This window comes from Pseudomonas sp. B37(2017) (genome assembly GCF_002112885.1).
Classification (GTDB): domain Bacteria; phylum Pseudomonadota; class Gammaproteobacteria; order Pseudomonadales; family Pseudomonadaceae; genus Aquipseudomonas; species Aquipseudomonas paraglycinae.
The window spans coordinates 1,104,413-1,123,793 of record NZ_NEIX01000001.1 but is presented as its reverse complement, the minus strand read 5'-3'; the positions used below and the strand labels follow the sequence as shown (position 1 = coordinate 1,123,793).

Genomic DNA, 19,381 nt, shown 5'->3' with positions numbered 1-19,381 from the left:
AGGCCCCGTAGTTCGAATTCAACGCCCTTTATTGAAACGCAAACAGCCCGGGCCGACGCCCTTCGTCGTTAACGAGGGTGTCGGCCCGGGCTGTTTTGCATTCCATTACCTCTTGAGCCGCGCTTTTTCCTGGAGCAGCGGGAGACTCAACACATCGCGCTGTAGAAGCCGCAGCGAAGGGCTCCTACAGCCATCGCCTGGTTACGCGACCTCGACGTGATCCAGCGCCTGATTCACCGCCAGCTCGGCAATCATCACCAACTGCGCAATACCGATCGCCGTCTTGCGACGTGACGGATCGAGCGTGGCCGCGAAATTGCTCAGCATCTCACTGGCCGCACCGAGGTTTTCGCTGGCGTTGGCCAACAAGCATTCGGTGTTGAATTTGGGATTGGCCAGATACATCCGCTCGGGCTCGTTCAAGGACGACATGATCCCGGCGGCGGGGAAGAGGTAATGATCCAGCGCGCGCTCGGCGGCGTCGTGGAGTTTTTTGGAGTTGGGGGATTCGTAGGGGGAAGTGGGGTCGGTGTCGGGTGGGTTGGGTGTTGGTTTGATCATGATGTATCTCCTGGAAAGCAATCTAGGAGCCATCACCCTTCGCTACCAAACGTAAGGTGGTGGCCATGCTCAGGTTGGTAGACCGGTCCAGGAACCCGGCGCTTCCGAAGAAGCCCTGCGCACGGCCACCATAAAAAAGCAGAGACGAGAACGATCCCTGCAAAGAGGTGGCGCTATGCGCCTGGAAATACCGGGCTACCAAACCCGATCACTGATTTTCAGTGACCCCAGAACGATAAAAGCCGCATGCCAGGCGCACAAGCCGGCGGATTCTGGCGTAGTCGTAGGCAATGACGCAAGGCGTTGTAGCCTTGGGGAAGTTACGGCGGGTTGCTTTAAACGGGCTTGTTTAAGCGCTCAAAGGTGAGGGCTTATTTCCTGAAAACAGTCCCGTCCCTCATCGGCTGAAAGGGAAAGGGCGAAGCTATTTAGAGGTCGGAGAAGGCGGGGCCGTGCGAGTAGTTCGCAGCAGAGAGAAGCGCTTGGCACGGAACCAAGCGCTCAGGGTAGGGCGGGGCACTTACGGCTCCACCCTGATGTTTCAGTTTTTGCTGGCGTTCAGCTTACGCAGTTCTTCGTAGGTCGCCGACTGGACGAACCAGAAGCCGGAAATGATGCACCAGCACAGGGTGCCGGCCACGAAGATACCCAGCGCCGGCAAGAACCCGCTGGTGAAAATCGCGACGACAGCGACCAGCCAGATGAATGCCAGGGAGAGATAGAGGACGGTGTTGTTGACGCTGATGACGAAGTCTTTCACGAGGGCATATTCCTTGCGGGATGTAGAAAAAATTCCCCCTCTCCGGGGGGAGCGAACGCATGCTATCACATGGCCTTCACAGATCAACAAAAGCGAAGCGGACTAATGATCTGAGGATATATCTTTCCACCTTTCTCAATTCCTAAAGCCTCGCGAGACTACTGCATAGAGTCACGGGTGAGTTGTAGGACGTTTCTGTATTTATATGGTTCGAATTCTTTTTTCGAGAAAGTGTTGTTATTTAAGCTCGTGAGTAAAGTATTGGCTGTTCAAGTCGTCGATTTGTAGATAATAATGCGAACACGTTGGGCGTGATTACTATATTTATCCGAAAGGTTAAAAATGAAAGGCGCGAAGCTTAAAGTCGGGTTGCACGGTTTTTGTGTGTGGATTTTTCTTCTGTTGTTTGTAGTGGCTACCAATTGTTTGATTTATTTAGCGTCGCTGCTGGATTTTAGTGAGGGGTGGCAACTGATTTTTGTATTTAGTTTTTATTTGATTAGTTATCTTGGTGTGTTGACTTTGTTAGCGTCGGCGTGGAGATTTCTGCAAAAGTTTTTAGTTGTGAAGGATTGGCCGGGGCAAAAAATTTTGGTTACGTACGAAGTGACGTTTGATGAGTATGAAAAAATCAAGTGTTTTTTAAGTGATATTCGTGCATAGGAAAAATGGAAAAGAGGGGCGGAGTGATCTGCTTTTCTGAGCAGTACTTAAAAATAAATCCGTCCCCTTTGCTGTCAGTCCCCTTTGCTGTCATTTCTTCTCATTTTATTAATTTAAAATTTTCACCTGATTGTACTTTTCCTAATAAGGTTACGGCGGCCTCTGAGTATTTTCTAGTAAAGCTACTGTCCGATTTTCCGGTTTTCAGTTTGAAGTGGTAAGGGTTGTCCGAGTTCTTCATATCGAATCCAGTCATATCTTCGAGTGCTTCTATAAGTTTGTGTGCGCCGTTCCAACTGGTGAACCCGAGTTTCTCTGCCACCATTTGGAGCGTGTATGGATAATTGGCGTTTACGCTTGCAGGGCCATCTAGAGATGTAATGCCCAGTATTTTTGCAAAATTTTCATCGCTCTCCACTGCATGCTCAAGCATTGAAAAGTTGACTTCTACTTGCTTTGTTAACGTGTCTCTCCTTACCAAGTTGAATGCCCGAGCCATGAGGGCGCGCAATAGTTTTACGTTGATCTGCTCAAGAGTCCCATTATTCCCAAATGCATTAAATACCCAGTCAAACGATGAGGCGGTTATGCTTTTTATGCGGATCGTTACATCTCCGCCAACATTAATTATCCGCTCGCGAGGGGGGTAGGAGTTTTTGCTGATGTCCTTGTCCCACTCTAAGATGTAAATGTTTGGAGTTAAGGCTTGAGTTGCCTTAAACATTCGAGTGACATCGTAGAGTATGCTTTTTATATTTTGATCTTCGGCACTATAGCCAATAAAAAGAAGTGGATGCTCTGCAAAATAGGTAAGTAGTTTTGCACTTAAGTATTTTTTGTCTGCCTCGAATACTTTGTAATCTTCTTCCGTTAATACGAGGGATAGTGGGTCGGAGATGCATCCGTGTATCTTAAATATCTCTCCAATTGATAAGTATGGTTTGCTTAGTACTTGCTGTCCCACGACTCTTTCAAAATCAGGGAAGATTAATTCTAGCAGTTGGTCATAGTTTGTTGTTATGAGTGCGTGCGGGCTCATTGCTTTAAGGGCTGCAATTTCATTATTCAGATGATCTGATCCGTAGGACCCATTTTTGTCCGGCCCCATTCCATCGAGAATAGTCGCAATAGAATGCTTTATGAAAATGTCGGAAGGGTAAGCTTCAGAGAAATACTCAGGCGGAAACTGATCTCTCCCATCAGTCCACGCCCACTCTCTGAAGCAGTCAGAAAATATGCTTCCGATTTCCACTAAGCTTTTATTTTTTTGTTTGTAGTAAGCCAAATCCAAACTGATATTTGGGCACTTTGAAGCCAAGGCCTTGAGTAGTTCTTCCCAGCTTGGACCATTGGAATACCGTTTTGAAAAGCCTGAGCCTACGAATAGAATTGGTTGGCATGCGGCTTGGCCAAGAACATTAAGTATGTCGGACGTTACCTCTTCTTGATATTGCTCGTAGCTTAAAGGCATGCGACCTCCATTTAGCGTCGTGAAAAACAAAAAAGAGGTGACAAACTTATTTTCAGAAAATAAATCAGTCACCCTTATAGTCTAGCTCATAAAATGCCTGCTCATTTTGCTCTAACGATTTTTTCGACAGATTGATTGGTCAGAGAGCCCCAATTATCGCTGTAGCCAGTGAAGTTATGCTTGCTATGTGAGGGAGCGCACTCAGTAGTGCGGTAATAACGGTTTTGCTAGGGGTCGGTAATGCTAGTTGTGACTCAACGCTATCCAAAATCTCAGACGCCTCATTTTTTTGCCTTGCGTCTTCAATGGTTTCAATTATTTTTCTAATAGAAGTGAGGTGTTCATTCAGTTGCCCATTTATGGTCACGGAGTTTGTCGAATTGTCAAAAGAGTCATGGTTGATGCGTGCGTTGTGTCCTGTAATGTTGTACGTGATGCTCTTAATTCGTTGTTGGGCTTCTGGTAGGCCAAGTTTTTTTACCTTCATTTGGTAGTGCGCATCGATGCCATGAAAAGGTTCATGAAAACCTGGATCAATGACATCGAAAGATTCCACGCCTCCATTGGACATTCTTCGTTCAATTAGATCGCCTGGCTCGATAAGTATGTCTGATCGATCTAGGAAGATATTATTTGATTGAACGCTTGCTTTCAGGTCGGTAATAATTTCGCCAGTACTTTTTCTTACTGTAATCGTATCTGTCATGAAATCTGAAAATGACATAAATTCTCCGTGATTTTTGGAGGCGCTTCGGGGTTGCGTCGTCTTGGAAATAGTACGCTAGCTATTTGATTGAGTTTTTCAGCTAGCAGGTGCCCAAGCTTAACAAGTTGTCTGTCCAGACACCGTCGGCGTATGTTCGTAAGTAAGGCAAACCTTGAGATGGACGAACAACCCCTACCTCAGCCCGTATCCCGAATGAGTTCTTTACATAAAACGTATCGGTCTTTGCTTCTATTCGTTGTACTGCGTCTGCTGTAGTGAGATACCACGGTACTGACGCATTACCAACCTGTGTTATCCGGTCGTGAGATTTAGAGCCGGATAGTGTAATGCAGGTGATTTGACAGTCTCCCAATTTCCCTCTCCTTTATACGTGCGGCTTTCAAAAAATGCTCATCGCCATATGAATGTAGTGGAGGTTTCTTGGAAGCTCCGAATCTTTTCGCCATTTTAATATTTTTTGAATGTGTTTTTTTAGAAAAAATCTAAATAGAACAGTGGGTTAGATATACAGTAAGCAATGCCTGCACCAGCCTTGCTACCATCACGGTCGACTATTGCCGCAATCTAAACCTTAACCCACCGCCCCCGACCCCAACCACTCAACCAATCCACCCCCCACACAAGCACCAACATCGCCAAAATCACCATCCCCTCCTGCGCCTCCTGAAACAAACTCAAGCTCACATACAACATCTGCCCCAACCCCCCAGCCCCGACAAACCCCAGCACGCTCGCCATCCGGATATTGTTCTCCCACCGATACAAACAATACGCCAGCAACTGCGGCGCGAGGTTCGGCAGCGTGCCGTAGCAGAACGCCGTCACCGGATTCCCCCCCTGCAACCGAATCGCATCCGCCGGTTCCGGTGGTGTGTTCTCCAGCGCCTCAGCAAACAACCGCCCCAACACGCCCGTGGTGTGCAGGGCCAGCGCAAGTGTCCCGGCATTCGGCCCAAGCCCAGCCGCAAGCACCATCAACGCAGCCCAGACCAGTTCAGGAATCGCACGCAGTGCATTGAGCACCAGACGCGCGGCACTCTGAAAAAACCAGCCAAACCGACCAGCAGCAGGGAGCGCCAATAACAACCCCAGCACGGCAGCGAGTAGGGTGCCAAGCGCAGACATGGCCAGCGTTTCCATCGACCCGCGCAAGATGGCCGTCAGGTAGTCGGCGCTAAGGTCCGGGCTGAGAAAGCGCGCCACATACAAGCCCATCTGTTTCAGGCTGGTCGGACTGCCGAGCTCTTCAAGATCAAGGCCCAGGTAGGCAAACGAGGCAATGACGGCCGCGACAATGGCGAGAATCAGCACCAAATTGATCAGGCGTTTCATGCCAGCCTCCAGCGCAGCAGGCGGCTGAGTTGGTCGGCGCCGAGGACGAGGAGGAGGAAGGTCAGGAGCATGCTGGCGACTTCGCCGCCGGCGAACATGCGGATCGACAGGTCGATCTGTTGGCCGAGGCCGCCGGCGCCGACGAAGCCCATGACCACCGAGGCGCGGATGGCGCATTCCCAGCGGTAGACGGTGTAGGAGAGCAGTTCCGCTGCGACGTTGGGCAGTACGCCGTAGGCGAAGCTGGCGAGGCGGCCGCTGCCGGCCTGGAGCAGGGCGTGGGCCGGGCGTTGGTCGGTGGATTCGTAGATTTCGGCGTAGACCTTGCCGAGCATGCCGCTGTAGGTGATGGCGATGGCCAGCACGCCCGCCGCCGGGCCGAGGCCGACGGCGCGCACGAACAGCAGGGCCCAGACGATTTCCGGCACGCTGCGCAGGAAGATCAGCAGCGCGCGCACCGGCCAGCGCAGCAGTCGGCCCAACAGGCTCGGGCGGCCGCTGCGGGAGGCGGCGGTCAACGACAGGGCGCGGCTGGCGAGCAGGCTGGCCGGCACCGCCAACAACAGCGCCAGGGCCATGCCGGCGGTGGCGATGGCCAGGGTTTGCAGGGTGGCTTTGAGCAGTAGTTGCAGAAACTCCTGGTCATGGGCCGGTGGCCAGAACATCGACACGAAACGGCCCATTTCACTCTGGCTGTCGGCGTGAAACAGCACGCCCAGATCCAGCTCACTGAGCTGAATGCCGGGCCAGAGCAAGGCAATCGCCAGCCCGGTCAGCAGCAACCGGGGCAGTGCGGCGGGGTCGCGGGTGTCGGCGCTCAGCATCGGGGAATCTGCACAATCAGCGGGGGGACGGCGGGCGCCGGGGATTGCAGTTGTTCGTTGGCGTAGAGGGTGTCGAGCATGTCGCGGCTGACTTGCGCGGACGGGCAGTCGAACAGGATTTGCCCCTCGCGCAGACCGATGATCCGCGGGAAGTGCGCCAGCGCCAGCTCCACCGCGTGCAGGCTCGCCACCAGCGTGACGTTGTGCTCGCGGGCATGGCGCGACAGGATCGACAGCGTGTGCCCGGCCAGCACCGGGTCCATCGCCGAGACCGGCTCATCCGCCAGCAACACCTCCGGCGCCTGATACAGCACGCGGGCAATGCCGACCCGCTGCAATTGCCCGCCGGACAGTTGTTGGCATTGGCTGAAGAGTTTGTCGGCCAGATCCAGTCGCGCCAGTGCGGCGCGGGCGCCGGGCACGTCGAGCGGATGCAGCAGATTGATCAGGCTTTTGCCCAGGCTCCATTGCCCGAGTTTGCCGGCCAGCACCGCCGTCACCACTCGTTGCCGGGGCGGCAGGGGCGGCGCCTGATGCACCAGGCCGATGCGCGCACGCAGGCGTTGCCGTTGGCGGGCGGACAAATGCCAGGCGCGCTCGCCCAGCACTTCGATGTCGCCGCTGCTGGGCCGAATGGCGGTCGCCAGCAGGTTCAGCAGGCTGGATTTGCCGGCGCCGGACGGGCCGATGATCGCCACCTGCTCGCCGGCTTCGATGTGCAAATCCACGCCGCGCAAGGCCTCCACGCCATTGGTGTGGTGCAGAGAAGCCTGTTTGAGGCGCAGCGTCATTTCAGCAAGTCGGCGGCGCGGGCGGCTTCCTCGATGCCTTTGTAATTGTCCGGGCTGGTTTCGATGAAGCGGCTGGCGGCTTGCAGGTCGAGGATTTTCTTGTGCTCGGGGTTTGCCGGGTCGAGGTCGAGGAAGGCTTTTTTGATCTTCGCCGCCAGCGCCGGATCGAGGGTTCCGCGCACGGTCCAGTTGTAATCGAAGTAGGCCGGGGTGGTGGCGAAAACCTTGACCTTGTTGGTGTCGACCTTGCCGGCGTCCACCAGTTTTTGCCAGACGCTGGCGTTCAGTACACCGGCGTCGACCTTGCCGGCCTGCACCCAGGCGACGGTGGCGTCGTGGGCGCCGGAGTAGCCGACGCGGCTGAAATAGCTTTCCGGTTTGATGCCGTCCTTGAGCATGAAATAGCGCGGCATCAGGCTGCCGGAGGTGGACGACACAGAGCCGAAGGCGAAGGTCTTGCCCTTGAGGTCGGCGAGGCTTTTGACGTTGGGGTCGGCGGTGATGAATTTGCTGGTGAACTGGGCGTCTTGTTCACGCTGCACCAGCGGAATGACCTTTGGATCACTTTTCAACTGCGCCTGGACGAAAGTGAAGCCACCGAGCCAGGCCATGTCGAGACGGTTGGTGGCCAACGCTTCGACCACCGCCGGGTAGTCGGCCACCGGCACAAACTCAACTTTCATGTTCAGTTGCTTCTCCAGATAAGACCCCAGCGGCTCGAACTTGCGCAGCAGCTCGGTCGGGGCTTCATCGGGAATCGCGCTGACCTTCAACACCTCAGCGGCTTGCGCCAGCACGGCGGACAGGGACAGGGCCAAACCAGCGGTCAGTGCCAGGGTTCGCTTGAGCATGGAATTCTCCGTTTCGTGGGCATCAAGATCAGTGCGCCGACGATGGGGAATCATCGTCGGGTGCAAAGTCAGGTTAGACGAAACGGCGCGATTGCGAGGGCTCAGTCAACCTGCGCAAACCGCTCCACCAGCCAATCGATAAACACCCGCACCCGATTGCTCAAATGCCGGTTCGGCGGATACAGCACATGAAACGGATACGCCGGCGGACGCCAGTCCTCGAGGATCGGCACCAGTTCGCCGCGCTCGATGGCGGTCCTGACCGTGTAGCTGAAAGTGTGGATGATCCCCAGCCCGGCGAGCCCGGCCGCCAGGTGCGCGTTGCTCTCGTTGACGCTGATCAGGCCTTTGCCTTCGATCTGATGGCGTTCGCCGTTACGTTGGAAATTCGACGGCAGGATGCGCCCGGTGGAGGCCGAGCGGTAGGCGATCACCTGGTGGCTGGCCAGGTCGAGCGGGTGGCTCGGGGTGCCGTGGCGTTGCAGATAATCGGGTGTGGCGCAGGTGCTCCAGGACACTTCACCGAGGCGGCGCACGGCCAGGGTTTGTTCGGTCAGCGGGCCGCCGCGAATCACGCAGTCGACGCGCTCACTGATCAGGTCCACCGGGCGGTCGCTGACGCCCAGATCAACCTGGATGTCCGGATAGCGTTCGAAGAACTTCGGCAGCTCGGGGATCACCAGCATCGTCGCGGTCGAGCCGCCGATGTCCACGCGGATCCTGCCGCGCGGCAGCCCTTGCGCCTGGCTGAAGCCTTGGTCGATGTCGTCCAGTTGATGCAGCAATTGTTGGGTCAGTTGGTAATAGGAAGCGCCGTCGGCGGTGACGGTGAGGCGGCGGGTGGTGCGTTGCAGCAGGCGTACGCCGAGGTGGTTTTCCAGTTGGCCGATCAGTTTGCTGACCGTGGTTTTCGGCAGGTTCAGCGAATCGGCGGCTTTGGTGAACGAACCGCTTTCCACGACGCGGGCGAAGGTGCGGATCGCCATTAACTGATTCATCGATTCGGGCTCAGTGGATTGGACACGGCTGAGTATTGTGCATGTCTGTGCACAAACAAAACCGATTTGGCGGATTTTTCAATTCAATCGATCGGCCTAAAGTCGCTTCCAACGGCTCACCTACGACCCGTCACCTACCTCGAAACGGTTATTGGAGATTCATCATGAGCAACAGACTTGAAGGCAAAATCGCACTGATCACTGGCGGCACCACCGGCATCGGCCTGGCGTCGGCGCAGGAGTTCGTCGCCCAGGGCGCTACCGTATTCATCACTGGCCGTCGTCAGGCCGAACTGGACAAAGCGGTCGCCGCCATTGGCCCGCGTGCCATCAGCATCCAGGGCGATGTGGCGAAGCTGGACGATCTGGATCGCATCTACAGCGAGATCGCCGCGAAGGCCGGGCACCTCGACATCCTGTTCGCCAATGCCGGCGGCGGGGACATGCTGCCGCTGGGTTCGATCACCGAAGAGCACTTCGACCGGATTTTCGACGCCAACGTGAAGGGCACGCTGTTCACCGTGCAGAAGGCCTTGCCGCTGCTGCGCGATGGCGCCTCGATTCTGCTGACCTCGTCGACCACCTCGGTGCAGGGCACGGAGAACTTCAGCGTCTACAGCGCGAGTAAAGCGGCGGTGCGCAACTTCGCCCGCTCATGGTTGCTGGACTTGAAACCACGGCGCATCCGCGTCAACGCCATCAGCCCCGGCCCGGTGCGCACGCCAGGTCTGGCAGGGCTGGTGCCGGCGGAACACACCCAGGGGCTGTTCGATCAACTGGCGTCTATCGTGCCGATCGGGCGTCTGGGCGAGCCGAGCGAGATTGCCAAGGCTGCGCTGTTCCTGGCCTCGGATGACAGCAGCTTCGTCAACGGCATCGAATTGTTCGTTGACGGCGGTACTGCGCAGATCTGATCTGACTCAAACCGCTTGATGCCCCGGCACTTGTTCAGTCGAGTGCCGGGGTTTTTCCGTTTCTTCGTCCGGCGCGTTGTCCCAGATCAGGCGCGGGTCGAAACTCATGGCCGAGAGCATGGTGAACACGACCACCAGGCCGAAAAACAGAATCCCTACGCGCGGCTCGATATCCCCCAGCGCCTGGAATTTCACCAGCGCCGCCACCAATGCGACCACCAGCACATCAAGCATCGACCAATAGCCGATCAGCTCGACGAAACGGTACAGCTTCGAACGCTCCTTGCGCGCCCAATGGCTGTCCCGTTGCACGGTGACCAACAGCAAGGTCAGCGCAACGAATTTCACCCCCGGCACCGCAATACTGGCGATGAAGATGATCAGGGCGATGTCCCACGCGCCATGTTCCCAGAACTCCAGCACGCCGCTCATGATGGTGCTGTCGGCGCCGCTGCCGAGCAGGGTGGTGTTCATCACCGGCAGCAGATTCGCCGGCACGTAAAACGCCAGCGCCGCGAACATGTAGGCCCAGGTGCGGGTCAGTGAGTTGGTCTTGCGCCAGTGCAGCGGCGCATCGCAGCGCGGGCACTGGTGCGGTTCGCCGGTCATGTCGCAGGCCAGCCCGCAGCTGTGGCACAGGCAGAGATTGAGTTCGGTTGCCGTCGGTGGTCGTTTCATAGGATGTCCCACAGTTCGCGCACGTCGCGCCCGGCGATGCGGATCAGCAACAGACTGAGCACGGCCAGCGCAAACAGGCCGATACCAGGAATGACGTCGAGCATGCCCGCCAGTTTGAACACCGCCACCATCGCGCCGAGCAAACACACTTCGAGCATGCTCCACGGCCGCAATGTTTCCAGCCAGCGCATGCACAACTTGAACCCCGGCGAACGGCGTGAGGCGAGGGCGAAGCTCAGAACCCAGATCAACAACACCAACTGAAAGGCCGGGGCGATGATGATCGATATGGCCGCGACCATCGCCATGAAGGTGATCGGCCCCTGACTCAGGGCCAACACCGAATCCCAGAGGGTCGCGCTGTTTTTCAGGCCCTTCATGCTGATGCTCATCACCGGGTAGAAATTGGCGAACAGCCACAGCATCGCCGCGGTGAAACTCAGGGCCAGCCGTTGCTCCACGCTCAGGTTGTTGTAGCGCTGGAGCACGGCGCCGCAACGCACGCAGAGGGTCTTCTGGTGTTTGGCCAGCACGACTTTTTCGTACACGCAGTCGCAATGCTCGCAGATGATCAGTTGATCGGTGCTGGCCATGGGGCGCTCGACGGAAGGAGGGCTTGAACCCCTTCACTATAGAAGCGCTGGGGCATTCGGCAACCGGGGTGCCATTCGTCCAATACCGGGCACTAAGCACCACTCACTCGTTTCACACCTTCAGGTACGAACATTGCGCACCAGAACGGAGAACCTCATGGACATTGATGAAAATGCACCCGGCAACCTGTCACAACAGGCCGTGACGCGCACCACCGACAACGAAACCGGCCATGATCCCCGCAAGGATGAGTCGCCAGTCCCCTTGCCGCCGGACGATGAAGCACCACTGGAAGAAGACATGAGCGATGTGGCGGCCAACGATTCGGTGGGATCCGAGCATCCGCAGGACGGCAACCGCTCAGGAAGCGCCGACGCCAATCCTCAGAGCACCGCCAAGGATGATGAGGACCCAGAAGCGCGGGGCCTGCCAGCGAGCGATCCTGAGTCGGGGGCCTGACTGCGCGACGGCCCATTTGAGAGCGTTCAACGCAATCGGTCGCGTCAGAGGACCGGTTGCGTGGCTTCCTCTTCCGCGATGGCCGCCCGCACGCTGGGCCGTTCGCCGATGCGCGTCATGTAGTTCGCCAGCGCTGGCCAGTCTTCGATGGCGATGCTGAATGTCGGTAACCACTTCAGCACGGTGAACAGATAGGCATCCGCGACGCCGAATGCCTGCATCAGAAAGGGCTGGGTCGCGAGGATGCGGTTCAGGTAATCCAGACGCTTGAACAGTTTGTGCTTGAAGATCGTTTTGGTGGTTTCCGGGATTTCGCTGCTGAACAACGGCGCGCTGCCGCCATGAATTTCCGAACTGATGAAATTCAGGTATTCCTGCAAGCGTGAGCGTTCCCAAGTGCCATTGGCCGGGGCCAGCGAATGACCGGGTACGAGGTCGGCGAGGTACTGCAGAATCGCCGGGCCTTCGGTCAGCACTTCACCGTTGTCCAGCATCAGCGCAGCCACGTAGCCCTTCGGATTGATCTGGCGAAAGTCCCGGCCGTCGGCGGTTTTCTTGGTCTGGTTGTTGACGCGGATCAGCTCGAATGGCAGCTCCAGCTCGCGCAGCACAATGTGCGGCGACAGCGAACAGGTCATGGGGGCGAAGTACAGTTTCATGGGATCTCCTTGCAAATGGAGCCTCAGAATCCGCCATCGCCGCAGCGCTTCGCAAAGGACAAATGCAGTGCTAGCGTATGACAAAATCTCATGGACTGAAGAGGTCATATGCTCCCCCGACTGCCATCGCTCAACGGATTGCGAGCCTTCGAATGTGCGGCCCGGCACCTGAGCTTCACCCGCGCCGCCGAAGAACTGAACGTCACACAAACTGCGATCAGCCATCAGATCCGTCGCCTCGAGGATGAACTCGGCGTGCGTCTGTTCATGCGTTTGAAGGACGGGTTGGCGCTGACGGAGGAGGGCAATGCTTATTTTCCCGGCATCCGCTCGGCGTTTCTTGAGTTGCGTTACTCGACTGAAAAGCTGCTGGAATCGGGCAACAACAGTGTCCTGACCATCAGTACTTTGGTGTCGGTGGCGTCCAAATGGTTGTTGCCGCGTCTGCCGTCGTTTCGCGAAGCGCATCCGCAGATTGATGTGCGGATCAGCGCCTCCACCGAGCTGGTGGACTTTCGCAAGGCCGGGATAGACGCGGCGATCCGCTACGGTAACGGCGAATGGCCTGGGCTGCGGGCTGACTGGTTGATGTCCGACGAGATCTTCCCGGTGTGCAGTCCGCGACTGCTCAACGGCGATAAGCCTTTGAAGACGCCGGCGGATCTGGCCCATCACCCTTTGCTGCAAGTCAGCGGCCTGACCGCCAATGACTGGAACGACTGGCTGCACGCGGCAGGCCTGCCACCGCTCACGGCCAAAGGCCCGCGACTGACCTTCGATCTGGCAATGATGGCGGTGCAGACCGCGATTGACGGGCAGGGCGTGTGCATCGGGCGTTCGACCTACGTCGATGACGATTTGCGCGCCGGGAGACTGGTGGCGCCGTTTGATCTGCGGCTGAAGTCCACGTCGGGTTTCTACTTTGTCACGCCCCATGAAAACGCCGAGTCGAAAAAAATCGTGGCATTCAGGCAATGGCTGTCAGAAGTGCTGTGAGTTGTATGCGCGTGTATCAATCCCGCTGCCGTACACAATCGGGTAACAAACCCCGACCTCAGGACACATCCCGCGTACATGCCTCGGCCAAAGTAGTCGTCAACACATCACTACTTCCAAGAGGGCAACACCATGCGCCGCACACTTCTGATGACCGCTGCCGCCGTACTCGTTTCGCTGACCGGCCTCGCCCACGCGGCTGACACCCAATCCGCCGCCCCGGCGAAAAGCTGGCAGCAGGGCCTGAGCCGCACCGATCTGGTTCGTCAGGATCTAGGCGCTGCGGATCGCGAAGTGATCCAGGCCCGTGTCGATTTCGAACCGGGCGTCACCTCGCCCAACCATGCGCATCCGGGTGTGGAAGTGGCTTACGTGATCAGCGGCACGTTCGAGTATCGGCTGGAAGGGCAGGCACCGGTGACGCTGAAGGCGGGGGATTCGCTGTTCATCCCTGCGGGCGTGGCGCATATCGCGAAAAACGTCGGCAACGAGAAGGGCTCGGAACTGGCGACTTACATCGTCAAGAAGGGCGAGCCACTGCTGATTCTCAAGCAGTAACGCTCCGCGAAAACGAAGAAGGCCTGCCGATGTGGCAGGCCTTTTTGCGTCCGCTGTTCAGCGTATCAGTGGACGTGCACCGGGTAGTCGGTATAGCCACGCTGATCGCCGCCAAAGAACGTGCTCGGGTCCGGTGTATTGAGCGTCAGCCCTTCACGGATTCGTCGAGGCAGATCGGGGTTGGCCAGAAACGGACGGCCAAACGCGATGATGTCGGCGCGCCCGTCGGCCAGCGCCTGTTCCGCCGACTCGGGGTCGTAGCCGCCGGCGATCATCAACACGCCAGCCCAGGCATCACGCAACTGAGCGATGATCGCGTCCCAGCGCGGATCGAAGTTTTCATCCTTGACGGTGCCGACCACGGCGGGCTCGACCAGATGCAGGTAGGCCAGTTTCCAGCGGTTCAACGAACTTACGATGTAGCCGAACGTGGCTTGCGGCGATTCATCGCCCATGCCCATGAAGCGGCCCATGGGCGTCAGGCGCACGCCGACCCGGTCGGCACCGACTTCGTCGACCACGGCCGCCACCACTTCCAGCAACAGGCGCGCGCGGTTTTCCAGGGTGCCGCCATAACCGTCGGTGCGCTGGTTGCTGTTGCTGTTGATGAACTGGTCCAGCAGATAGCCGTTGCCCGCGTGAATTTCCACACCATCCATCCCGGCGTTCAGTGCATTGCGGGCGGCGCGGCGGTAGTCGTTGATGATGTCGGCGATTTCCGAAACCTGCAGTGCGCGCGGCACGGGCACGTCGCCCCAGACACCGTTGCCCTCGGCATCGACGATGAAAGTCTTGCCCGGCACAGGCAATGCGCTCGGCGCCACCGGCAGTGCGTTGTCCGGTTGAAAGCTTGGGTGCGATACGCGGCCCACATGCCACAGCTGCATGAAGATCAAGCCGCCGGCCTCGTGTACCTGGCGGCCGACTTCGCGCCAGGCTTGCACCTGTTCGTCGTTGTAGATGCCAGGCGTCCACGCATAACCCTGGCCCTGACGGGAAATCTGCGTCGCCTCGGTAATGATCAGCGCGGCGCTCGCCCGCTGGCGGTAGTATTCGGCGTTCATGGACGTCGGGATGTCGCCCGGTTGCCCGGCACGGGAGCGAGTCAACGGCGCCATCGCCACCCGGTGGGGAAGTGTGTAGGGGCCGAGGGTGATGGGACGGAACAGTTGTTGTGTCATGGGGGTTCTCCAGTCTTCGAAAAAGGTCGGTGGACGGTGTCGGGCGTTGGGGCCGACACCGGATGGCCCTACGTTAAGCGGCTGTCCGGTGCTTGATAATCCACACACGACGCCACGCTGCATTGCGTGAAATGCAACGTGGCGCGGTTCAGGAAGGCTGTTGCGAGCGGGTCAGGGGCAGGTTCAGCCAGCGCCGTCCGGTGGCATTCGCCACGGCATTGCCGATGGCGGCGGCCATGGGGCCCTGGACGATTTCGGCGGCTCCCAGAAACGGTTGCCCCGGCTGGTCGAGCAGGTGAACGTCGACCTTTTTGGGTACTTGCGAGAAGCGCAGGATCGGGTAACCGCTCCAGTCGTAGCTGCGGATGCCGCCGGCGTCATAGGCGACTTTTTCATACAGCGTCCAGCTGGTGGATTGCACGATCCCGCCCTCGACCTGGTTACGCAGGCCATCGGGACTGACGATCTGTCCCACGTCGACCGCCGTGACGACGTGATCGATCTGCACTTCGCCGGTTTGCGGATGCACCCGCAGACGCACGGCAATGGCGCAGTAGCCCATGATGTTTTTGTAGCGCGCGAAGGCGAAGCCAAGGCCTGCGCCGGGTTCACTGCTTTTTTGCGGCCAGCCGACGGCATCGCGCACCCGTTCCACAACAGCCCGTGCCCGAGGATCGGTCAGGTGTGCCAGGCGCAGGGCAACCGGATCGACTGCGGCCTTGGCGGCCAGCTCGTCAATACAGGCTTCGATGGCGAAGACGTTGATGTGTGCGCCGAGCGAGCGCAAGGCTGAGGTGCGGAATGGCATCTCGGTGACGAAGTTCATGTCGATCCGCGAGGAGGCCACGGTGTACAGCGGCACCGCGTTACGATCGCCATCGCCTTCAGGCTGGGCGATCGGCACCGACGGTGCGGAAGCGAACGGCCGGGCCAGCAGGCGTGCAGGCAGCAAGCGCCCGGCGTTGACGATGCGTTCGTTGTGCGGCGTGGTCCACAGCTCATAGTTCCAGTCCTGCAGCCGACTCTGTGCGTCAAGGTTGGCTTGCACCTCGGTGACCATCGCCGAGCTGTACGGCTCCCAGAGGTTTTCCTGCTCGCGCATCCATTGCACCCGCACCGGCGTGCCCGGCACGCGCATGGCAATCAACGCCGCGTCGGCTGCTGCATCGTCCGCGCCGTTGTGGCCGTAACAGCCGGAGCCTTCGGTGTGGATGCAGCGCACGCGCTCGGGTGGTAGCCGCAGCATCTCGGCGATGCCGGCGCGCAGCGGATATACGCCCTGGGTGTGGGTCCAGACGGTGAGGGTGCCGTCCTTGAACCAGGCCACGGCGCAGGACGGACCGATCGAACCGTGCATCAGGTATTGCTTGGTCACCCGGGCGCGATATTCGTTGTCGGTCGCGCCTTGTGGGGTGCCTTCATGGCTGATCGGATAACGCCGTGAAGGCAGGCGTTTGAGCAAGGTGTGGATGTCGCGCGATTCGGGAATCGCCTGTCCGCCGTTCCAGCGCGCCGAGGCGTATCCATGACGCATGGCTTTGATCGCTTGCCATTCGTCCCGCGCTACCACGGCCAGATAATTGCCGTCGCGAATCACCTGCACCACCCCGGACAGCTTCTTGATCGATTCAATATCGATGGCTTCCAGCGTGCAGCCGGGGCGCGGCGGGCGGATGACCCGGGCGTGGAGCATGCCCGGCAGGCGAATGTCTTGCACGAACGCCGCGCCGCCGCTGACTTTGCCCGGGATATCCAGGCGTGGCAGCGAATGGCCGATGAGCTTGAATGACGCCGGCGGCATCGAGGGCGATGCGGATTTTGCGTAGTGGTGCAGATCCACATCCTGCACGGCGTCGGCGTAGGACATGCGTTGCCCGGTCGGGCCGAGAATGATGCCGTCGCGAGTCGTCAGCAGTGCCGGCGCAACGTTCCAGCTGCGCCCGGCCGATTCGAGCAGCATCTCGCGCACTTGTGCCGCCGCGTTGAACAGCGCGGTGCCGCTGTCGAAAATCGTGTGGCTGCCGGCGGTGTAGCCTTCGTTGGGCGTCAGTGCGGTGTCGGCGGTGAGCAGGTTGATCGCTGTGGGGGCGACCTCCAGCCGTTCAGCGGCAATTTGCAGTAACGCGGTTTTGACCCCGGTGCCCAGTTCGACCTTGCCGGTGTAGACGGTGATGCCGTCGGGGCCGACGCGGATCCACGCATCGAGCCAGGGGTTGGTGCGCAGGCTGCCGGGCAGGTCCGGCGCCAGCACGACCGTACCGAGGGTATCGACTTCGGTGTCAGCTAGGGCGCGGCGCGAGACCGGTACCAAAGCAAACGCCACCAGCAGCGCGCCCCCGCGCAGGAACGCGCGGCGACTGTGATCGACCTCGTTGATCGTCGTCATTGCGCACTCCCGTTTTGCCGGGCGACAAGGTTGATCGCCTCGATGATGCGCAAATGCGTGCCGCAGCGGCACAGGTTGCCTGCCATGTGTTCGCGAATGGTCTGTTCGTCGGGATGCGGATTGCTTTCGAGCAGTGACTGCGCACGCATCAACATGCCGGCGATGCAGTAACCGCATTGAGCGGCCTGTTTGTCGATGAACGCTTGCTGCAGGGAGCCGGGGCGTTCGGCGGTTCCCAGACTCTCGACCGTCCGAACCTTTTTGCCTTCAAGGCCGGCGCAGGGTGTCAGGCAGGAAAACACCGGTTGGTCATCGACGATGACGGTGCAGGCACCGCATTGGCCCAGACCACACCCGTACTTGGCGCCGTTGAGGCCCAGGTGATTGCGCAGCGCATAGAGCAGCGGCATGTCGGGTTCCAGCTCGAGAGCCCGGGAAGATCCGTTGACGTTGAGGGTGATCTGAGTCATTTCGTCTCCTGACGTAGCGCTTGGAGGGTGGCAGGAAGGTCGGTCCAGGGTTTGTCGGGGCTGGCCTGATGGCGCAGGTAGACGGCCAGGGCGTCGAGTTGAGCGTTGCCGAGGCTGGCGGCGAACGAGGGCATCACCGGACCCGGTTGGCCGGGTTCTGCCGGGATGCCTTCGAGTACGGTTTTCACAAAGTTGCGCGGGCTGGCGGACTGCAGCGCCGAGGTGCGATCCAGTGCCGGGCGTCCGTCGATTTCACGCATCGGCGCGCCTTGGGCATGGCAGCCGGCGCAGGCACTGGCGAACAGCAGCGCGCCAGTGGATCGATCCGCAGGTTCAGCGCTGGCGCTCGGAATTTCGTTGATCGCGGTTTTCGCCGGCAGACTCAGCAGGTATTCGGTAATCGCCTGAGCATCTTCCACGGGCAAGCGCGCCAGACCGAGACTGACCGGGCGCATCGGGCCCGCTGCCGTGCCGTGTCCGTCGACCACTTCGGCCCGCAGGTAACTCACCAGTTGCTCGCTGCTCCACGGGTTTGCCCGGTGCGCCATGCCCAGCAGTGACGGCGCGTCCCAGCCATCGACGCTGCCGCCGGCCAGGTTTTCGCCGGACTTCTCGGCGCCGATCAGGTTCAACGGCGAATGACAGCCCGCGCAGTGACCCGGACCTTCGACCAGGTAACGCCCGCGATTCCACGTCTGCGATTGCTCCGCCAGTGGCGTCAGCGGCTTTCCGTGCAGGAACAGCAGGTTCCAGAACGACACCAGTGGCCGGATGTTCATCGGGAAGTTCATGCGGTTCTGTTGTGGCGGCGAGTCCACGGCGGGGCCGCTCATCAGGTACGCATAGGCGTCGGCGATGTCGTCCTGGCTCATGCGTCGGTAATGAACGTAGGGGAAGGCCGGGTACAGGAAGTGGCCGTCGCGGGAGATCCCTTCACGCATCGCCCGCTCGAAGGCCGGCAGCGACCATTGGCCGATGCCGGTCTGTGGATCCGGAGTGATGTTGGTGCTGTAGAGGGTGCCGAACGGCGTCACCAGCGGCAGTCCACCGGCCAGGTATTGGCCGCCGGGACGCGTGTGACACACCGCACAGTCGCCAGCCTCGACGATGCGCGCGCCGCGTTGCAGTTGTACGGAGTCGAAGGTTTGCGGGCGTTCGACCGGCGCAATTGCCGGCCGCCACATCAGCGCCAGGGCAGCGATTGCGCCGATCGACGCGAGGGCTGCCGCGCTGACCCACAGCGCTCTGGATCTCATGAAATGGCCGTTCATGAGCGTTGGCCCAAGAGGCACGCGGTGGGCGTGAGGGACGGATTCGGCATCTTCGACAACTCCTTGAACGACCGGGGAAGGGCGCCGATGCAAAGCCCTGCGCCAGGTGCCCAAGGGTAGAGAAGGTGCAAACGTCCGAGTATTGCCAGACCGCGCAATAGCACGTTGCGCCAAGTGCAACGCCGAGGGTCGTTGCATTTGGCGCATCACTCAATTGCCTTTGGGATGGATACTCGA

Annotated in this window: 21 protein-coding genes and 1 pseudogene; 5 read left to right on the top strand and 17 right to left on the bottom strand. The window is 59.1% G+C overall.

Translation table 11 applies throughout. From position 1 onward, the window contains the following. Positions 1-201: 201 nt before the first annotated feature. Positions 202-561, bottom strand: coding sequence for a DUF6124 family protein (locus tag CAF90_RS05040; RefSeq protein ID WP_085604375.1), 360 nt, complete (start codon positions 559-561; stop codon positions 202-204). Positions 562-1,102: 541 nt separating this feature from the next. Next, a complete protein-coding gene (locus CAF90_RS05035; RefSeq protein WP_085604373.1) occupies positions 1,103-1,321 on the bottom strand; it encodes a hypothetical protein in 219 nt (72 codons plus the stop codon). A gap of 342 nt (positions 1,322-1,663) precedes the next feature. Here CAF90_RS05035 and CAF90_RS05030 point away from each other — a divergent pair, with 342 nt between their 5' ends. Further along, the gene (locus tag CAF90_RS05030) at positions 1,664-1,984 is read left to right on the top strand and encodes a hypothetical protein (RefSeq protein ID WP_085604370.1); all 321 of its coding nucleotides are present in this window, start codon (positions 1,664-1,666) and stop codon (positions 1,982-1,984) included. A gap of 100 nt (positions 1,985-2,084) precedes the next feature. Here CAF90_RS05030 and CAF90_RS05025 read toward each other — a convergent pair whose 3' ends face one another. The 8 genes from CAF90_RS05025 to CAF90_RS04990 form a co-directional block, all read right to left on the bottom strand. Next, complete coding sequence (locus CAF90_RS05025) at positions 2,085-3,455, bottom strand: SIR2 family protein (RefSeq protein ID WP_085604367.1); 1,371 nt, start codon at positions 3,453-3,455, stop codon at positions 2,085-2,087. Between the two features lie 139 nt (positions 3,456-3,594). Next, positions 3,595-4,179: a hypothetical protein gene (locus tag CAF90_RS05020; protein WP_085604364.1), complete on the bottom strand. Its 585-nt coding sequence runs from the start codon at positions 4,177-4,179 to the stop codon at positions 3,595-3,597. An 82-nt stretch (positions 4,180-4,261) separates the two neighbouring features. Further along, the gene (locus tag CAF90_RS29835) at positions 4,262-4,534 is read right to left on the bottom strand and encodes a DUF3892 domain-containing protein (RefSeq protein WP_085604361.1); all 273 of its coding nucleotides are present in this window, start codon (positions 4,532-4,534) and stop codon (positions 4,262-4,264) included. A gap of 212 nt (positions 4,535-4,746) precedes the next feature. Beyond that, positions 4,747-5,514 carry a phosphonate ABC transporter, permease protein PhnE gene (gene phnE / locus CAF90_RS05010; RefSeq protein ID WP_085604359.1) on the bottom strand — a complete coding sequence of 256 codons (768 nt, stop codon included), beginning with the start codon at positions 5,512-5,514 and terminating at the stop codon, positions 4,747-4,749. Next, entirely contained in the window at positions 5,511-6,338 is an 828-nt protein-coding gene (locus tag CAF90_RS05005) for an ABC transporter permease (protein WP_085604356.1), read from the bottom strand. The genes phnE and CAF90_RS05005 overlap by 4 nt, the downstream gene beginning before the upstream one ends. After that, positions 6,332-7,129: a phosphonate ABC transporter ATP-binding protein gene (locus CAF90_RS05000; RefSeq protein WP_085604354.1), complete on the bottom strand. Its 798-nt coding sequence runs from the start codon at positions 7,127-7,129 to the stop codon at positions 6,332-6,334. The genes CAF90_RS05005 and CAF90_RS05000 overlap by 7 nt, the downstream gene beginning before the upstream one ends. Then, entirely contained in the window at positions 7,126-7,980 is an 855-nt protein-coding gene (locus CAF90_RS04995; protein ID WP_085604351.1) for a putative selenate ABC transporter substrate-binding protein, read from the bottom strand. Before CAF90_RS04995 ends, CAF90_RS05000 begins: the two co-directional genes overlap by 4 nt. A 101-nt stretch (positions 7,981-8,081) precedes the next feature. Continuing rightward, the gene (locus tag CAF90_RS04990; protein WP_085604348.1) at positions 8,082-8,978 is read right to left on the bottom strand and encodes a LysR family transcriptional regulator; all 897 of its coding nucleotides are present in this window, start codon (positions 8,976-8,978) and stop codon (positions 8,082-8,084) included. A 164-nt stretch (positions 8,979-9,142) separates the two neighbouring features. Here CAF90_RS04990 and CAF90_RS04985 point away from each other — a divergent pair, with 164 nt between their 5' ends. Then, positions 9,143-9,892 carry an SDR family NAD(P)-dependent oxidoreductase gene (locus CAF90_RS04985; protein ID WP_085604345.1) on the top strand — a complete coding sequence of 250 codons (750 nt, stop codon included), beginning with the start codon at positions 9,143-9,145 and terminating at the stop codon, positions 9,890-9,892. Between the two features lie 6 nt (positions 9,893-9,898). Here the strand turns inward: CAF90_RS04985 and CAF90_RS04980 are convergent, their stop codons facing one another. Together CAF90_RS04980 and CAF90_RS04975 are read right to left on the bottom strand one after the other, a co-directional pair. Next, a complete protein-coding gene (locus CAF90_RS04980; RefSeq protein WP_085604341.1) occupies positions 9,899-10,570 on the bottom strand; it encodes a paraquat-inducible protein A in 672 nt (223 codons plus the stop codon). Continuing rightward, the gene (locus tag CAF90_RS04975; RefSeq protein WP_011333863.1) at positions 10,567-11,163 is read right to left on the bottom strand and encodes a paraquat-inducible protein A; all 597 of its coding nucleotides are present in this window, start codon (positions 11,161-11,163) and stop codon (positions 10,567-10,569) included. The genes CAF90_RS04980 and CAF90_RS04975 overlap by 4 nt, the downstream gene beginning before the upstream one ends. Before the next feature lie 157 nt (positions 11,164-11,320). On the opposite strand from CAF90_RS04975, the pseudogene CAF90_RS29830 reads away from it, so the two are divergent. Continuing rightward, positions 11,321-11,512 (top strand): annotated as a pseudogene (locus CAF90_RS29830) (hypothetical protein); the annotation flags it as partial. A gap of 155 nt (positions 11,513-11,667) precedes the next feature. Here CAF90_RS29830 and gstA read toward each other — a convergent pair. Next, complete coding sequence (gene gstA / locus CAF90_RS04965) at positions 11,668-12,282, bottom strand: glutathione transferase GstA (protein ID WP_085604335.1); 615 nt, start codon at positions 12,280-12,282, stop codon at positions 11,668-11,670. A gap of 108 nt (positions 12,283-12,390) precedes the next feature. Here gstA and CAF90_RS04960 point away from each other — a divergent pair, with 108 nt between their 5' ends. Then, the gene (locus CAF90_RS04960) at positions 12,391-13,278 is read left to right on the top strand and encodes a transcriptional regulator GcvA (RefSeq protein ID WP_085604332.1); all 888 of its coding nucleotides are present in this window, start codon (positions 12,391-12,393) and stop codon (positions 13,276-13,278) included. A gap of 132 nt (positions 13,279-13,410) precedes the next feature. After that, positions 13,411-13,836, top strand: a complete 426-nt coding sequence (locus CAF90_RS04955; RefSeq protein ID WP_085604329.1) for a cupin domain-containing protein — start codon at positions 13,411-13,413, stop codon at positions 13,834-13,836. Positions 13,837-13,901: 65 nt separating this feature from the next. Here CAF90_RS04955 and CAF90_RS04950 read toward each other — a convergent pair whose 3' ends face one another. From CAF90_RS04950 to CAF90_RS04935, 4 genes are all read right to left on the bottom strand, one after another. Further along, positions 13,902-15,017, bottom strand: a complete 1,116-nt coding sequence (locus CAF90_RS04950) for an alkene reductase (RefSeq protein WP_085604326.1) — start codon at positions 15,015-15,017, stop codon at positions 13,902-13,904. Between the two features lie 148 nt (positions 15,018-15,165). After that, positions 15,166-17,403, bottom strand: coding sequence for a molybdopterin cofactor-binding domain-containing protein (locus CAF90_RS04945; RefSeq protein WP_085604323.1), 2,238 nt, complete (start codon positions 17,401-17,403; stop codon positions 15,166-15,168). Then, a complete protein-coding gene (locus CAF90_RS04940) occupies positions 17,400-17,873 on the bottom strand; it encodes a (2Fe-2S)-binding protein (RefSeq protein ID WP_085604320.1) in 474 nt (157 codons plus the stop codon). The genes CAF90_RS04945 and CAF90_RS04940 overlap by 4 nt, the downstream gene beginning before the upstream one ends. After that, entirely contained in the window at positions 17,870-19,129 is a 1,260-nt protein-coding gene (locus CAF90_RS04935) for a cytochrome c (protein ID WP_085604317.1), read from the bottom strand. Before CAF90_RS04935 ends, CAF90_RS04940 begins: the two co-directional genes overlap by 4 nt. Positions 19,130-19,381 lie beyond the last annotated feature (252 nt).

What these genes read in the sequence shown, in the direction of transcription:
- CAF90_RS04960 (WP_085604332.1), top strand. Translation starts at nt 12,391, where the DNA reads ATGCTCCCCCGACTGCCATCGCTCAACGGATTGCGAGCCTTCGAATGT.
- CAF90_RS05020 (WP_085604364.1), bottom strand. Translation starts at nt 4,179, where the DNA reads ATGTCATTTTCAGATTTCATGACAGATACGATTACAGTAAGAAAAAGT.
- CAF90_RS04975 (WP_011333863.1), bottom strand. Translation starts at nt 11,163, where the DNA reads ATGGCCAGCACCGATCAACTGATCATCTGCGAGCATTGCGACTGCGTG.
- CAF90_RS04940 (WP_085604320.1), bottom strand. Translation starts at nt 17,873, where the DNA reads ATGACTCAGATCACCCTCAACGTCAACGGATCTTCCCGGGCTCTCGAG.
- CAF90_RS04945 (WP_085604323.1), bottom strand. Translation starts at nt 17,403, where the DNA reads ATGACGACGATCAACGAGGTCGATCACAGTCGCCGCGCGTTCCTGCGC.
- CAF90_RS05005 (WP_085604356.1), bottom strand. Translation starts at nt 6,338, where the DNA reads ATGCTGAGCGCCGACACCCGCGACCCCGCCGCACTGCCCCGGTTGCTG.
- gstA (WP_085604335.1), bottom strand. Translation starts at nt 12,282, where the DNA reads ATGAAACTGTACTTCGCCCCCATGACCTGTTCGCTGTCGCCGCACATT.
- CAF90_RS04935 (WP_085604317.1), bottom strand. Translation starts at nt 19,129, where the DNA reads ATGAGATCCAGAGCGCTGTGGGTCAGCGCGGCAGCCCTCGCGTCGATC.
- CAF90_RS04950 (WP_085604326.1), bottom strand. Translation starts at nt 15,017, where the DNA reads ATGACACAACAACTGTTCCGTCCCATCACCCTCGGCCCCTACACACTT.
- CAF90_RS04990 (WP_085604348.1), bottom strand. Translation starts at nt 8,978, where the DNA reads ATGAATCAGTTAATGGCGATCCGCACCTTCGCCCGCGTCGTGGAAAGC.
- CAF90_RS04955 (WP_085604329.1), top strand. Translation starts at nt 13,411, where the DNA reads ATGCGCCGCACACTTCTGATGACCGCTGCCGCCGTACTCGTTTCGCTG.
- CAF90_RS05030 (WP_085604370.1), top strand. Translation starts at nt 1,664, where the DNA reads ATGAAAGGCGCGAAGCTTAAAGTCGGGTTGCACGGTTTTTGTGTGTGG.
- CAF90_RS05040 (WP_085604375.1), bottom strand. Translation starts at nt 561, where the DNA reads ATGATCAAACCAACACCCAACCCACCCGACACCGACCCCACTTCCCCC.
- CAF90_RS05025 (WP_085604367.1), bottom strand. Translation starts at nt 3,455, where the DNA reads ATGCCTTTAAGCTACGAGCAATATCAAGAAGAGGTAACGTCCGACATA.
- CAF90_RS04980 (WP_085604341.1), bottom strand. Translation starts at nt 10,570, where the DNA reads ATGAAACGACCACCGACGGCAACCGAACTCAATCTCTGCCTGTGCCAC.
- CAF90_RS04985 (WP_085604345.1), top strand. Translation starts at nt 9,143, where the DNA reads ATGAGCAACAGACTTGAAGGCAAAATCGCACTGATCACTGGCGGCACC.
- CAF90_RS05000 (WP_085604354.1), bottom strand. Translation starts at nt 7,129, where the DNA reads ATGACGCTGCGCCTCAAACAGGCTTCTCTGCACCACACCAATGGCGTG.
- CAF90_RS04995 (WP_085604351.1), bottom strand. Translation starts at nt 7,980, where the DNA reads ATGCTCAAGCGAACCCTGGCACTGACCGCTGGTTTGGCCCTGTCCCTG.
- phnE (WP_085604359.1), bottom strand. Translation starts at nt 5,514, where the DNA reads ATGAAACGCCTGATCAATTTGGTGCTGATTCTCGCCATTGTCGCGGCC.